Source organism: Rufibacter sp. JT20002 (genome assembly GCF_056491185.1).
On sequence record NZ_JBSZJY010000003.1, the window covers coordinates 381,371 to 395,092 of the forward strand.

At 47.6% G+C, this 13,722-nt stretch carries 13 protein-coding genes; 6 read left to right on the forward strand and 7 right to left on the reverse strand.

The genetic code is table 11. The annotated features are described in order from the left end of the window. Positions 1 to 201: 201 nt before the first annotated feature. Together guaB and ACW9SV_RS15555 are read right to left on the reverse strand one after the other, a co-directional pair. The gene (gene guaB, locus ACW9SV_RS15550; protein ID WP_479557675.1) at positions 202 to 1,671 is read right to left on the reverse strand and encodes an IMP dehydrogenase; all 1,470 of its coding nucleotides are present in this window, start codon (positions 1,669 to 1,671) and stop codon (positions 202 to 204) included. Between the two features lie 138 nt (positions 1,672 to 1,809). After that, positions 1,810 to 2,130 carry a rhodanese-like domain-containing protein gene (locus ACW9SV_RS15555; RefSeq protein ID WP_479557676.1) on the reverse strand — a complete coding sequence of 107 codons (321 nt, stop codon included), beginning with the start codon at positions 2,128 to 2,130 and terminating at the stop codon, positions 1,810 to 1,812. Positions 2,131 to 2,289: 159 nt separating this feature from the next. On the opposite strand from ACW9SV_RS15555, the gene pnuC reads away from it, so the two are divergent. Next, positions 2,290 to 2,919 carry a nicotinamide riboside transporter PnuC gene (gene pnuC / locus ACW9SV_RS15560; protein WP_479557677.1) on the forward strand — a complete coding sequence of 210 codons (630 nt, stop codon included), beginning with the start codon at positions 2,290 to 2,292 and terminating at the stop codon, positions 2,917 to 2,919. Between the two features lie 7 nt (positions 2,920 to 2,926). Here the strand turns inward: pnuC and ACW9SV_RS15565 are convergent, their stop codons facing one another. The 3 genes from ACW9SV_RS15565 to ACW9SV_RS15575 all read right to left on the reverse strand — a co-directional run bounded on the left by ACW9SV_RS15565 (position 2,927) and on the right by ACW9SV_RS15575 (position 7,416). Then, positions 2,927 to 4,384 (reverse strand): T9SS type A sorting domain-containing protein, encoded by a 1,458-nt coding sequence (locus ACW9SV_RS15565; RefSeq protein WP_479557678.1) that lies wholly within the window; start codon positions 4,382 to 4,384, stop codon positions 2,927 to 2,929. Between the two features lie 236 nt (positions 4,385 to 4,620). Beyond that, positions 4,621 to 5,841 (reverse strand): phosphatase PAP2 family protein, encoded by a 1,221-nt coding sequence (locus ACW9SV_RS15570; RefSeq protein WP_479557679.1) that lies wholly within the window; start codon positions 5,839 to 5,841, stop codon positions 4,621 to 4,623. Between the two features lie 480 nt (positions 5,842 to 6,321). After that, positions 6,322 to 7,416: a nickel-binding protein gene (locus ACW9SV_RS15575; protein WP_479557680.1), complete on the reverse strand. Its 1,095-nt coding sequence runs from the start codon at positions 7,414 to 7,416 to the stop codon at positions 6,322 to 6,324. Positions 7,417 to 8,166: 750 nt separating this feature from the next. On the opposite strand from ACW9SV_RS15575, the gene ACW9SV_RS15580 reads away from it, so the two are divergent. From ACW9SV_RS15580 to ACW9SV_RS15595, 4 genes are all read left to right on the forward strand, one after another. Next, positions 8,167 to 9,039 (forward strand): phosphatase PAP2 family protein, encoded by an 873-nt coding sequence (locus ACW9SV_RS15580; RefSeq protein ID WP_479557681.1) that lies wholly within the window; start codon positions 8,167 to 8,169, stop codon positions 9,037 to 9,039. Between the two features lie 243 nt (positions 9,040 to 9,282). After that, on the forward strand, positions 9,283 to 10,038 hold the full coding sequence (locus ACW9SV_RS15585; protein WP_479557682.1) for a DUF2490 domain-containing protein: 756 nt from the start codon (positions 9,283 to 9,285) through the stop codon (positions 10,036 to 10,038). 95 nt (positions 10,039 to 10,133) lie between these two features. Then, a complete protein-coding gene (locus tag ACW9SV_RS15590) occupies positions 10,134 to 10,649 on the forward strand; it encodes an AAA family ATPase (protein WP_479557683.1) in 516 nt (171 codons plus the stop codon). Between the two features lie 13 nt (positions 10,650 to 10,662). Continuing rightward, positions 10,663 to 11,544, forward strand: coding sequence for an aldose 1-epimerase family protein (locus ACW9SV_RS15595; protein WP_479557684.1), 882 nt, complete (start codon positions 10,663 to 10,665; stop codon positions 11,542 to 11,544). Between the two features lie 66 nt (positions 11,545 to 11,610). Here ACW9SV_RS15595 and ACW9SV_RS15600 read toward each other — a convergent pair whose 3' ends face one another. Continuing rightward, on the reverse strand, positions 11,611 to 12,264 hold the full coding sequence (locus tag ACW9SV_RS15600; protein ID WP_479557685.1) for a porin family protein: 654 nt from the start codon (positions 12,262 to 12,264) through the stop codon (positions 11,611 to 11,613). 223 nt (positions 12,265 to 12,487) lie between these two features. Between ACW9SV_RS15600 and ACW9SV_RS15605 the strand changes: the two genes are divergently transcribed. Beyond that, positions 12,488 to 12,697, forward strand: a complete 210-nt coding sequence (locus ACW9SV_RS15605) for an alkylphosphonate utilization protein (RefSeq protein WP_479557686.1) — start codon at positions 12,488 to 12,490, stop codon at positions 12,695 to 12,697. Positions 12,698 to 12,751: 54 nt separating this feature from the next. On the opposite strand, the gene blaOXA is transcribed toward ACW9SV_RS15605, so the two are convergent. After that, complete coding sequence (gene blaOXA / locus ACW9SV_RS15610; RefSeq protein WP_479557687.1) at positions 12,752 to 13,552, reverse strand: class D beta-lactamase; 801 nt, start codon at positions 13,550 to 13,552, stop codon at positions 12,752 to 12,754. Between the last annotated feature and the right edge of the window lie 170 nt (positions 13,553 to 13,722).

A 13,722-nucleotide genomic window follows, 5' to 3' on the forward strand; every position in this document is an offset into this window, starting at 1 on the left:
GTTTAGGGTTGGTTTTAGAAAAACAGGCTTAAAAGGTAAAAAAGCAAGAACAGACTAGTCTTGCCTATTTCCGCATGTAATAGGATAGCGGTAAGAGCTAGCGAAGGCAACCGCTATAAAACAAGTTTGCTCTGCCCGATTAAAGACGGACAGAGCAAACTATAGGTTATTAGCTTTCGGTTTGAAGCTTTTCTCTAGGAATTAACGGCTGTAGTTAGGCGCCTCACGGGTGATCTGTACGTCGTGCGGATGGCTTTCGCGCAGACCGGCTCCGGTGATTTTCACCATTTTGGCTTTCTTCAGGGCCTCAATATCAGGAGCGCCGCAGTAGCCCATCCCAGCTTTCAGGCCGCCGACCAATTGGTAAAGCACTTCCCCGGCTAAGCCTTTGTATGGCACACGGCCTACAATTCCTTCGGGTACCAGTTTCTTCACGTCATCCTCGGCATCCTGGAAGTAACGGTCTTTGGAACCTTCGCCCATGGCCTCAATAGAGCCCATGCCGCGGTAGGTCTTGAACTTACGGCCTTCATAGATCTGCATGTCGCCGGGAGCTTCTTCGGTACCAGCCAGCAGGGAGCCGATCATAATGGTGCTGGCGCCACCGCCAATGGCTTTCACCACGTCACCAGAGAATTTGATACCACCATCGGCAATTACCGGTACACCGGTGCCTTCCAAGCCTCTTACGGCTTCTATCACCGCAGAAAGCTGCGGAACACCAATACCCGCAATGATACGGGTAGTACAGATAGAACCCGGACCAACGCCTACTTTCACGGCATCGGCACCGGAGTCTGCCAAAGCACGGGCACCTTCGGCGGTGGCCACGTTACCAGCAATCAGGTCCACGTTAGGGAAAGCGTCTTTGATTCTGCGAACGGCATCCATCACGCCTTTAGAGTGACCGTGCGCGGTATCCACGCTGATCACGTCCACACCGGCTTCCACCAGGGCGCCTACGCGGTCCAGCACATCGGGGGTTACGCCAACGGCTGCTCCCACGCGCAGACGACCAAACTCGTCTTTGCAGGCGTACGGGCGGTGCTTTCTTTTGAGAATGTCTTTGTAGGTAATTAAACCAACTAATACGCCGTTCTCGTCAATGACCGGCAGCTTCTCGATTTTATACTCCTGCAGGATGTCTTCGGCTTTATCTAGTTCAATGCCTTTAGGGGCGGTTACCAGACGGTCTTTGGTCATAATTTCAGACACTTTCACCGAGAAGTTTTTCTCAAACCGGAGATCACGGTTGGTGATGATGCCCACCAGTTTCTTGTCTGCGGAAACAATGGGAATACCGCCAATGCGGTGCTCTTTCATGAGTTGAATGGCCTCGCCCAGGGTGGCGTGCTCGTCCAGGGTTACGGGGTCCAGGATCATGCCGCTTTCAGAGCGTTTCACCTTGCGCACCTGCTCGGCTTGCTGCTTGATGCTCATGTTTTTGTGGATGATCCCGATGCCGCCTTCCTGGGCCATGGCAATGGCCATGTCTGCTTCGGTCACGGTGTCCATGGCGGCAGAAACCAAAGGAATGTTCACCCGGATGTTGCGGGTAAGCTGGGCTGATGTATTTGTATCTTTGGGAAGTACCTCTGAGTAGGCAGGTAATAAGAGAACGTCGTCGTAGGTGAGGGCTTCGAACAACAGATTGGGTGCGTGAGACTGCATAGCAAATAGCGTATATGGTATTTGCCACGTAAAGTTAAGGGAAAAGTTGAATATCCTAGTGTCAGGACAAAAACTTTCTGAAATCGAAGTGTCTGTTTAGGGCTTGTTTGCCTTAGAAACGGCTAAAAGCAGTATGGTTTAGTATACCGGAAACTCAGGGTCTACCTCCTGTGCCCAGGCATGCACGCCGCCTTTCAGGTTCAGCAGGTTGGTGAAGCCGTACCGCTGCTGCAGAAACATCAGGGCCTGGGCGCTTCGGAAACCGTGGTGGCAAATGAGCACCGTGGTCTTGTCTTTGTCCAAGTTGGCCACTTGTTTGGGAAGTTCTGCCAGCGGAATCAGCTGGCCGCCCAAGTTACAGATAGCCCATTCCTGCGGCTCGCGTACATCAATGAGTTGGAGGGGCTCCTGTTGGTTTAAGCGCTCTTTCAGTTGTTGGGGCGAAATCTCTGGTAGCATGGCGCAAAGATAACCCAAATAATTTTGCCGTATAAAGCAGCAGGAAGGAGCAACCTACCCGGAAGCTTCTATTTTTGTGGCTGTTACTTATGCTTGTCCTGATTTTAAGGCTGTTTTCTGGCAAAGCGGTTTAAAACGGAGCAAGCCAATTCTTTCTTTATGGATTTCTTCTCCCCCAATACTTGGGACTTGGCTACCGTTACTGAGGTAGTAGGCGTGATTACGGGTGTGCTCTGCGTGTGGCTGGCCGCCAAACAGAATATCTGGACGTTCCCCATCGCGCTCATCAGCGTAACCCTGTACATCATCATCTTCTATGACGCCCGCCTTTACGCCGATATGGGCTTGCAGGTGATGTTTGCCGGACTCAACTTTTACGGCTGGTATCTGTGGCTGTACAAAGGAAACCAAAGGGAGGAGCGGCCCGTGTCTAAAATGACGTCTAAGCACTGGATTTGGCTGCTGCTGTTTGTGCCCCTCTTTACCCTTGGCTTAGGAACTTACCTGCATTACAATACCGATGCTGATCTGGCTTATTGGGATGCTGCTACCACTGCCGTAAGCCTTGGAGCACAGTGGCTCATGAGCCGGAAAAAACTGGAGAATTGGCTCATCTGGATTGTGGTGGATGCCGTGTACGTGCCTATTTATTTCTATAAAGAACTTTACCCCACAGCGGTCTTGTATCTGCTGTACCTTGGCTTAGCCTGGTGGGGGTATCTAGATTGGAAGAAAAGTATGGTGCAACAGCCCGAAGGCGGGAAAGAACCTTTCCCGTCTGTCGGGTAGTCTTGCTTTATTCCAGTTGAATCATTCTTTTGGTTTGGGTAACGCTTTTTAAGCCATTTGTTGCGGTAAGCTTATAGAAGTAAACTCCGGGTTTTAAGTTATTTCTACTGAAACCTACGGAATACGCACCTGCTTTTTTGTCTTCTGACACAAGGGTATTTACCAACCTTCCGGCTGTATCATACACGTTTATGGAAACAGTACCATCAAATGGGAGCTGGTACTGGATGGTTGTACTTGCTTTAAAAGGATTAGGGTAATTGGATAGTCTGAATGGGTTGGGTTTACCAAAATTTGCTTCAGTAGATTCAAGCTGGGTATTTTGGTGTCTGGCTTGGGCTATGGCTTCGGAAGAACAGGAGCCTAGCTGGTCACCGTGCTGAAGATGCGCTTTAACGGCCGCTGAGGCAATACAAATCATCTTCCCTCTATGGCAAACCAGCACTTTGTCTTCTTTCTTGCCGCATCTAACATCATTCACAAATACGGTTACCTCATCTGTGCCCGAACAACCTTGGGCATCGGTTACTGTGAGGGAATAGGTGGTTGTTGCAGTGGGGCAAACAGAAATCTCGGCGCTGGTCCAAGTTCTGCCCCCAGCCGACCATTGATAAAAATAAGGGACAATCCCGCCCGTAGCCCTAGCCTTCAAGGTGGTGCAATTAGATCCATAGCTGTAAACAACCGTTTTATCCTCTCCGGCACTGGCAATGCTAGGCTCAAAATCATAGACGGTAGTATGGCCGTTAATGCCAATGGTGAAAGCATCTAGGTAACCAGTAAAGGGACCGCCCCAATACTCTATGAAAGGAGCGAAACGGGGGGAACCCACATTTACCCTGATGCCGCCAATACCACCCCCTAATGGCTGGTTCACAATTCTGGCCTCAGGGTATTGGCTGATGTAAGCGGCTAACGTAAGGTACTCACCACCTTTTTCTGGATTGAGCAGCCTTGGAGGGCCTAACCACCAGATGGCATGCAGCATATCCCAAGTTTGCCAAGTGTTTTCTACAGTGGGGCCCTGGTCTGGCAGAATCCCAGCTACCCATGAGCCGGTTTGCCAGCGTGGTTCGAAAATCAAGTGGTCATCTGCTAGGCCGTCGCCCGTTCTGTCCACCTGCAAAACCACAAATATATTATCAGTGTCATTGGTGCGGTTCTGGATGTAGGTAGAGTAACTGAAAGTAGTGAGAGAAGCCAGAAGAGTGTTATGGAAAGACTCGTTTCTGAAATTCCCGAGAGCACCGGTATGGGTGGTGTATTCTAAACTTCCCGTGCCAAGTGGTGGATTAGCAGCGCCAGTGGTAATGGCTGTTGCCGTGTTGGGGTAATGTAGTTCTACCCAGCCATTCAGGTTGCAATCTGTTACTGTAATAATGGTTTGGGAATAGACGCTTCCAGAAAAGAGTAGTGTTACCATCAGCAACAGTAATTTCAATTCAAAAGGTATAAAAGTTTTCATTGGAATGCAGTGAAGAGGTTAACATGAAGAGGAGAGAATGGTACACAGAAAGGCACCGTGAACCTGCTTGACTTTGCAGGACAAGGAATAGGTAAATGGAGAATCTTTCTAGGGTTTTGCTAATTGCCCAACCTGATGTCGGCGGCTTTATTGCCTAATATTTTACCTAGCCTTAGCCCTTCGTCTACCGCGATTTTATAATGGATGCCTGCGTAAACCCGTGATATAGCAACTTCTTAGGCTATTTTGGAGAAGGAAGAATACTGCTTTGCAGCGGACCCATTCCAGGTATAGGTATTATCTGCCACCGGAATGTTGTCACCTATTTCTTTGGTTAAAACCTGCATCACACCTCCCACGATATAGGCCAGGGCAGAAGGATACTCGGGGTAAGGAGGAGTGGGTATGTATGTTTGCCAGTTTGGATCAATGAACCGGTTGATATAGGTAACCGGACGCATGAGATTGTAATGGAACTTCATTTTCCATAGTACAATGATTGCATCGCGGTGCACAATGCCTGTTTTAGCATAAATCTGTGCTGCCTCGTCAAGAGTGACTCCCCTGTGTTTCAGTACATCGGTTACTATGGCAACGGTATGTCCGGGGATGGGATATGCTTTGCCCGTGCCACCTACATCGGCCCAGGAAGTAGCAATTAACTTCTGCTCTGCCGTCAGTGTTTTGGAGACATCATACACTTCTTTGGCCATCCTGTAAAATTCAGACGTTGGGTCTTCTGAATAAGTGAAAGGCAAAGGAGGCGTCTCTACTGATACATTGGAAGCTAAAAAAGGACGGGCATCTTTCAGTCTAGGTCCGGCAGCATTGGCAAAGCCAGCAGGGGTAGGCTCCCAGGCTCCTGGAAATATTGGCGGCACATAGCCGGCATTTGATAAAATAAAGTTGTCTGTCTTAGACCACTCATGGATGGCGGTGGCAATGGAGCGCCCAAAGGCTTGAGATTGGGTAAAGGCAGCGTTATTGTTGTACTCTGTCTGTAATCGTTGATTATACGCGTTCTCCAAAGAGTCAATGCTTGCTTTGTTGGCATCGGTGAGGCCTACGGAGAACAAGCGGACTAGACTAGCTAAGGCAGCGTTGGCACTGGCACGCGCTAAAAAGCCATTGCCTGTTGGGGCTGTAGGCATAGCGGGCATCTGGTAAAGGACAGTAGAAAGGCTGGCTGCTCCTTCCATACCAGGACGGACTGCCTCGTAGAGGCCCACGCCAATGTAACCGAAGTTGCTGTTGTTCAATAATGCACTAACCTGCGGACTGCTGTGCAGTTGCGTGCGTAACAGTAAAGTGTACCAGTCATACACTACGTCGGCACTTTCTTGGGTAGGTAAGGTGGGGTCATCGTCACTTTCCTGGCAACTAAACAACAAGATGGAAAGGAATAAAAACAGAAGGGTTACTGCTCTTTGGAGGTTACGAATGAGTATAGATTTCATGGCGGTTTAATCATTTAGTGAAAGGTTTAATTAACTTATGAGAATAAATAGACTAAGTAGGTGGAGGGTGAATGCAAGGTTTGTTGAAGATTGTTTTGCCGCAATTCTTGAATACTAGACAGGTAAGAGATGCAGTTTTAGAGCATTTCTTATGAGTAGATAGGTATGGAAGTTCCTGCCCTAAACAGCTTCAGTTGTTAGGGTATTTTAAATTTTGATGGATCTAAAAAAGGTAACTGCCTCTTAGTTTAACCTGGCTTAAATTTCCTTGATGAGGTAAATGCTTGCCTTGTGTTAAGTGGAAAGTCTAGCCGTAATAACCTTAGTTAATCAGCTAGCCGAGGTGCCTTGTTTTAGCAGAATACCGGTTCATTGCTGTGCTAAAGGTACTATATGAAGGGGCAGCGGGCTATAACTATTAGTTCAAAGAGTGGTAATTTTGATTCAGAGGAGGGGAAAATGAATGGCCTAATACTGGTATTAGGCTTTGGTGCCTAAACATTCAGAAGGCAAGTGTCCGTATTTTTTCTTGAAGCTCTTGGAGAAATAGGATGGACTGCTGAAACCAGTTTGGTAGGCAATATCGGCTACGTTGTTATTGTTTTTGTTTAATAAATTAAGCGCCTCATCTAGCCGGTATTCTATGATAAACGTATGGGGAGACTTTCCAGTGAGATACACCATTTTGCGGTATAACTGTGATTTGCTGCAGCCCAATGGTTTGCTAAAATCATCAAGCTTTAGATTGTTGTCGCTCCAGTTAGATTCTAGGTAATCTGCTAAAACCGTTAAGAATTTTTCATCTGCTGGGGTGAGGCAAACGAGGCTTTCTCCTTGATTTAAAGTGTCAGGATTCTGGCTGTTGTATAGCTCTCGCACTTCTGAAGAAACAATAACTTCGCCTTCAATGATCTTACATATGCGTTGGGCTAATTTTACGGTGTCTTCAAACAGTAATTTATTCTCAGTGACCGGTAAGCCAGCGCTTACGCCAATCCTGATATGGGTTCCATTTCTGCTTAAATCCTTCTTTAAAGAGTTGAACTCTGACTGGATTTCAAAAGCGGCATGCACAGCATTTGAGACGGACTTGAAAGAAACTAAATGAAAGTTCTCCGTTTGTTTTACCAGGTTGCCCTCGTAAACCTTAAGTAGTTTAAGAACAGATTTTGTAAAACTGTCTACAAAGGGTTTAGACGAGGAACTGTTAGTTGCTGTCGGCTTTACCGGTTGTAAGGCTACCCCCATGATGGCCCTTAAGGCGGAGTCATCAATGATGTTCAGTTCGGTGTCTTTTGTTTTTTCCGGGTCATCAATTCTGCCCAAAAATGATTCCACCAAGCTGGCATTTACTTCAATGATGCTGTTTGGAATTTGGCCATGTGCCTCGTTGTGCAGTTCCTGAATGGCCTTGGCAGTGGGTGCTTCAATCAAACAGAAAGCGTTTTTCCTGTTTTCATCATACCAATAGGTAAGAACTCGGCAACCATACTTATCCTGCAATTTTAAGTCCTCTTGGTGGATGTGGGCTACAGTCTCCGCTGTAACCGTTTCTGGAACATCGTGGCGATCCATGTAAAGTGGCATATGCGTAACAGGTAAATAGTCTGAGGTAGTGATTATTTAGCAGTTATCTCAACTTTTAGGAAAGGGGGGAATGCCTGAAAGTTGCACCATTGATGTTCCAGGGGATGGAGGGTTTTATCTTAGTTCTATAAAAGCACTTTTTTTGTTTTGAGGAAGTTGAAGTAAACCTGATTCTAAATGCAGCCCTGTCTTTGAACTTCGCTTTTGTTAAGATTCGCTATCAGCTTACTTATTTTAGTAGAAGTTAACTGTTTTGTTAAAGGTTTCAATAGAAAATTTCAATTTAAATCAGATATCACTTTCTATTTGGCTAATAAATCCTTCCTGGATTAGGTCAGCTTAAATCCGGGGTTCCGGAAAGAATACAACCCCCCCGCTTGCCTGACTGTTAGAAAGCAGGTTCAATACCCTTTCAAGCTATCACCACTCACGCTTTTCAAACTCTGATTCGAGACCTGGCGTAATTCGGCAGCATTCTGGTGCTGACTGTGGTCTATTGCGCTTTATGATTCTTGAAACGCCCAAGGAACAGCTGCCTGAGTAGAAACAGGTATCGGAGAAGTAGTTGTTTCTCACGAATATGTACTTCTGAGATGAAGCAGGGAAATGCTATTAGTTGGGTCAACCTAAAAGCTCTAAAAGAGAATTGTCCAAAAAAAATCTGCGTTTAAAGTAACCCTTTAACTTTTTCTAACGATAAGCAGTAGGTTACGTTCTCACCCCAACCTTGAAGAGCATATGAAAAACATAGTACGTATTTGGCTAGCCCTCACCATGTGTTTCGGCCTGACTAGTCAGGAACTGATGGCCCAAGAGGCAGACTCCTTAAAAAAATACCAAGAGCCCGTAGTAGCCCAAGACACGTTGAAGAAATACCAGGATTCTGTTGCCACTCCTGTTAAGCAACCCTTCTTTAAGTCTAAAGCCTTCAAGGCCACTATTATTCCTACTATTCTGATCGCATATGGTTTGAGCACCATTAAAGACAATGGCATCTATAGTAGCTATGACGCTAAACGCGACATTCAGAAGCATTTTCCCAATTTTCACACCACCATTGACAACCCTTTGCTCATTGCGCCCTATGTGGAATTGGCGGCGGCTAACCTTTTCAACATAAAGTCAAACCACGATTTTCTGAACACCACCATCTTGATTCTAAAAGCTGAGGCTATTTTTGGGCTTACCGTATTTAGTCTCAAGAAGATCACCAACCAGCAGCGGCCCAATGATGAAGATGACCAATCCATGCCCTCGGGTCACACGGCCCAGGCCTTTTTGGCAGCGTCCATCTTGAATTCAGAATTGAAGCACAAAAGCCCGTGGTACGGAATCGGGGCGTACACCATTGCCACCAGCGTAGGGGCCTTCAGAATGTTGAACAACAAACACTGGCAGTCTGATGTGTTTGTGGGCGCGGGTATAGGCATGCTTTCTTCGCACTTGGCGTACCTTTCACACCGGAACCGCTGGGGTCGTAAACCTTCCATCGTACAGCTGTCTCCCACCTATATCTACGGAGTGCCCGGTTTTGCCTTCTCCATGAACCTGGATGATTATAAGAACCGAAAGAGAACTCCTGTTTCCACTTACGGTTACAACCTGAACTAACAATTCCAAGTGGTGCGGAATGATCGCAATTTGCTTAAAACATGCTAAAAAGAGAGACCTGCCTTAAAGTTGCAGGTCTCTCTTTTTGACGTTAAGCCATAGCTGTTTTTACGTCTTTTTGAGGAAACAAGGCGTAAAAGAAACCCAATCGTTTGGAAGAACACCCCATTGCATCGTTGATTTGCACCATTACCCAAGGTCCGTCCTGTACAAGCAGGGCCAATTATCCCCAAAAAACTACCTATGAAGAAGCTTTTCTTTTTAAGCCTAGTGCTCCTTTCCTTCGCGTTTTCAGAAGCTTTTGCCCAGAACAACAGACGCCATGACACCAACTATAACGGCTGGTTTATGTACTTCGGGACGCATAAACTGACCGATAAATGGGGCCTGCACACCGAGTTCCAATTGCGCCGGTACCATGTGGTGTCAGACCCGCAGCAGGTCATGCCACGCGTGGCCTTGGTCTATAATCTATCAGATCGGGCGTCTATTGCGGGAGGATACGCGTACGTGCACACCTATCCGTACGGAGACAACCCGGCCGCCGATGATTTCCCGGAGCACCGCACGTACCAGCAACTTCAGTTGAAAGACCAGCAGGGCATTTTTGGGTTGCAGCACCGTTTCCGGTTAGAGCAGCGCTGGATCAAGTTTGCTAACGCCGATGATTATACTTACCTGAACCGGGTGCGCTATCAGTTCCGGACTACTATTCCCTTGGCAGGCCCTACCCTGGAAGACAAAGAGTTCTACTTGGGCTTGTATGATGAAGTATTCGTGAACTTTGGGCCTAATGTGACCAGCAACATTTTTGACCAGAACCGTGCCTATGCCGCCGTAGGCTATCGTTTCCATAAAGATGCGAACCTGGAAATAGGATATATGCACCAGCACGTGGCCCAGCGCAACGGCATCTGGTTTGAAAACAACCATACCCTGCAAGTAGGGCTAACCTATAACCTGGATTTCCGGAAGAAGGACGCCGTTCCTCAGCAGTAGGCAGGTAATATCCTTTCTCTTCCCTTCGCCGTTTCTGTTTAGAGTCCGTTTTTGCCAGATAAGGCCTAAACAAATCACCTTCTAATACCAGTCTCTTGATAAAGATAGCAATCACCGGTCCGGAGAGTACGGGCAAGTCTACGTTGACGACTCAACTGGCGCATCATTTCCAAGCCCCATGGGTGCCCGAGTATGCCCGCACCTACCTAGATCAATTAGGCAGGCCCTATAACGCCCCAGATCTGGAAGCCATTGCCAAAGGACAACTAGCCCTGTGGGAGGCTGAAACCAAAGCGAACCCTCCTTTGCTGTTCCTGGACACCGAGATGCTGGTGCTTAAGATCTGGTCAGAACATGCTTATGACACGTGCCCAACTTCTATTCTGGAGGCGCTTCAGGAGCAGAAAGTTGACCTATATTTATTACTGGACATTGATTTGCCCTGGGAGCCAGATCCGCAGCGCGAGCACCCGCACCTGCGTCAGTTCTTCTATGACTGGTACAAACGCGAGTTGGAAGAGTTGGAGGTAAAATACGTGGAGATCTCCGGCTCTGCCGAGGAACGGTTACAAAACGCCATCAAGGCAGTAGAACAGGTGCTTCATTCCTAACTCCATTCTTCTCATGAAAACAACTTACCTTGAAAATGAATACGTGCGCGTAGGTGTGAAAAGCGCCGGGGCTGAACTGTGCAGTTTCCTGAAGAAAGACGGCCAGCGGGAGTACATCTGGCAAGCCGACCCGGCGTACTGGAACCGGCATGCTCCGGTCCTTTTTCCTATTGTGGGCCGCCTGCCTCAAGACCAATACCTGCACCAAGGCAAAGCTTATAAACTACCGCAGCACGGGTTTGCCAGAGACCAGGAGTTTGCCTTGGTAGAGGAAGCCGATAATCAATTGGAATATGAATTGAGTGCTTCCGAGGAAAGCCCTAAGGTGTATCCGTTTGACTTTGTCTTGCGCATTGTCTATACCCTGCATGGCCAAACCCTGGAAGTGAAATGGCAAGTGCACCATGCCGGCGAGGGAGAAATGTTGTTCTCAATTGGCGCGCACCCAGCCTTCAATGTGCCTATGCTCCTGGACGGAACCTTTGAAGACTACTACCTGGAGTTCTCGCAACCCGAGACCCTGTCACGCTATCTTCTGGAGGAAGGAACCGGGTTGCAGAATGGCCAAACAGAGCCTGTGCTAGATAACATGGCCGTGCTGCCGCTGCGCTACGAGCACTATGAGAAAGATGCCTTGGTTTTCAAGAGTTTCCGGTCAGAACGGGTTACCCTCAAGAGCGACCAACACCCGCATTTTGTGCAGATGCAGTTTGCCAACTTCCCTTACCTGGGAATCTGGACCAAGCGCGTGGGGGCTCCCTTCCTGTGCATTGAACCTTGGCACGGCATAGCGGGCAGTGCCGGGGACCCCGTAGAGTTAAGCGAGAAAGAGGGCATGCTGTCCTTAGGTACCAACGAAACCTTTGAGGCAGTTTATTCCATCACGGTGGGGTAAGCTTTTCAAGGCTGGTTTTCTAAAAACGGCCTTGAAAAGGCAGGCTGTCTTGCTGCGTCTACAGGCTTATAAAGTATAGCTAATCCCTACCAGTAATTTGGTGGAGTTGGTCTTGATGGTTCCGAGTTCTTCCGTATCTCGGGTAACGTTCAGGAGACCCATGCTGTGCCTGATTTCGGTCTTGAGGGTAAATGAGGCGGAAATAGGGTGGTAATAAGAAAGCCCTCCGGTCAGCCCCGCATCCAGTTTCTGGTAGGAAGAGGTGAAGTCCAGGTCTTCGTTAAACGCGCTTAATCGTTGCTCCAGTAGATACCCCAAGTAAGGGCCAATCCCCAGGAAAAGTCCTTTTTTGGTGATAGGTACTTCCAGTAAGATAGGGAGCGTGAGGTACTCAAAGTGTTGTCGAAGGGTATAGGCCTGTTGACCGGTGGAATTATCGCTTAGGTCATACATCTGGGAAGAGCCTTTCTCTTTGGTGCCCTTGCCTTCATATAGTAACTCGGCTTTTAGGGCAATATTTGCCAGACGGTACCGAATAAATATGCCTCCTGCGCCTCTTAAATCACCTTTCTGATTTTCAGTTTTTTTGCTTTCTCTAAGAAAGGTGTAGCTGGGCCCCGCCTGTAAACCAACTTCCAAAGTCCCTTTTTCCTGGCTCTGGCCCCGACCGCAAAGGGGAGCCAAAAGGAGTAGAAAAAGGAACACAACGTACTTATGCATTGATGAATCCGTATTTTTCCGCAAAGGTAGTTACTCTCTTTGGTAGATACCAAGTCTTGTTTCAAGGTAAAGTGCATTTTTTGAGAAAGTAAAATAGGTAAGGGTGATTGCTGACAAGGAGAGCGAGGTTGTATCCTGTTTCAAATGGGGATAGCTTTGTGCCAAACTATATAGGTGCCTACCCTTAAAAAGAAACCACCTTCAATGGCTTATAAAAATTAGCATGGAAGTAAAAGACAGCAACGGAACCCTGCTCCTGGAGGGCGATTCTGTAACCGTGATCAAAGATTTAAAGGTGAAAGGCTCCTCCACTACTATTAAAAGAGGAACAGTTGTGAAAAAGATCAGGCTGACCGATGACGCCGAGGAAATTGAAGGCCGTGTAGAACGGACAATTATGGTTTTGAAAACCTGCTTCCTGAAAAAAGTATAAACAAAGAAATGCTTTTGGGTCTCTTTCAGGAAAACAGGCCTAAAAGAAGAATGCTCAGGAGGAGGGCAGAAAGTTTAACTGCTGCAGGATTTTTTTGGTGATGGTTTTCCGACAAGGGGAGAAGTCCTCGTTTTTGGTATTCACGTCTTTGTGTACCCTGGTAGCAAAGAAATAGAGTTGGCCCTTTCTCTCCACGTACCCTATCCACCAGCCGCTATCTATTCCGCCGTAGGAGGTCCAACCGGTTTTGCCTCGCAGAGTGTACTCAGGCGTTTGCTCGGCTACCATCATCCGCTTCACCTTCCGGATGTTCTCTTTGGAGAAAGGTAGCTTTTCCTCGTGGAGTCTTTTTAGAAACCCAATCTGTTCCTCAGGAGAAATAGCAAAATCACCGTAATTCCAGAAGTCGGCGCCTTGGCCATTAGTGATTTTGCCGTTGCCATAGCCACACCGTTTGAGGTAGCTTTGGTATTTGTCTTTGCCAATGCGCTGGGCCAGGGCTACATAAAACCAGACCGTGGAGTTGGCAAAGGCATTCTTCATGTCCGTGTCGGCGTTCCAGGCGGGTATGCTCCGTTGCTGCCCATCCCATTTCAGAACCTCGTACTCATCCCGCACGGCTTTTTCCTCTAGCAGAATAAGAGAGTTAAGGATTTTGAAGGTAGAGGCAGGCAAAGAAGCCCGTTTGGCATCTTGCCGGTTGCTGTACGTCCATTGGTTTTTCTGGTCATCATAAACCGTAATGCTGCCTTCCAGGTCACACTCTGTAAAAGGCTGTTGCAGATCCTGCCCAAAAGAGAGAACGGAAAGTAAAAGCAAGAGAATGAACAGGGGTGGGGCAGGGGAGTGGGCCATTGGTTTAGAGCAAAGGTGAAAACTTAAAGGCCTAAGTTTACTCAAAAAACTTATCGGACCACAAGTTTTTGGCCTTTCTTCTTCCCTGACCTAAGTAGGTGCCTGATCTAAAGACAATAAAGAAGCCGAAAGCATAAGGTTGGGAAGACGACAAGCACCTCGACACCTCA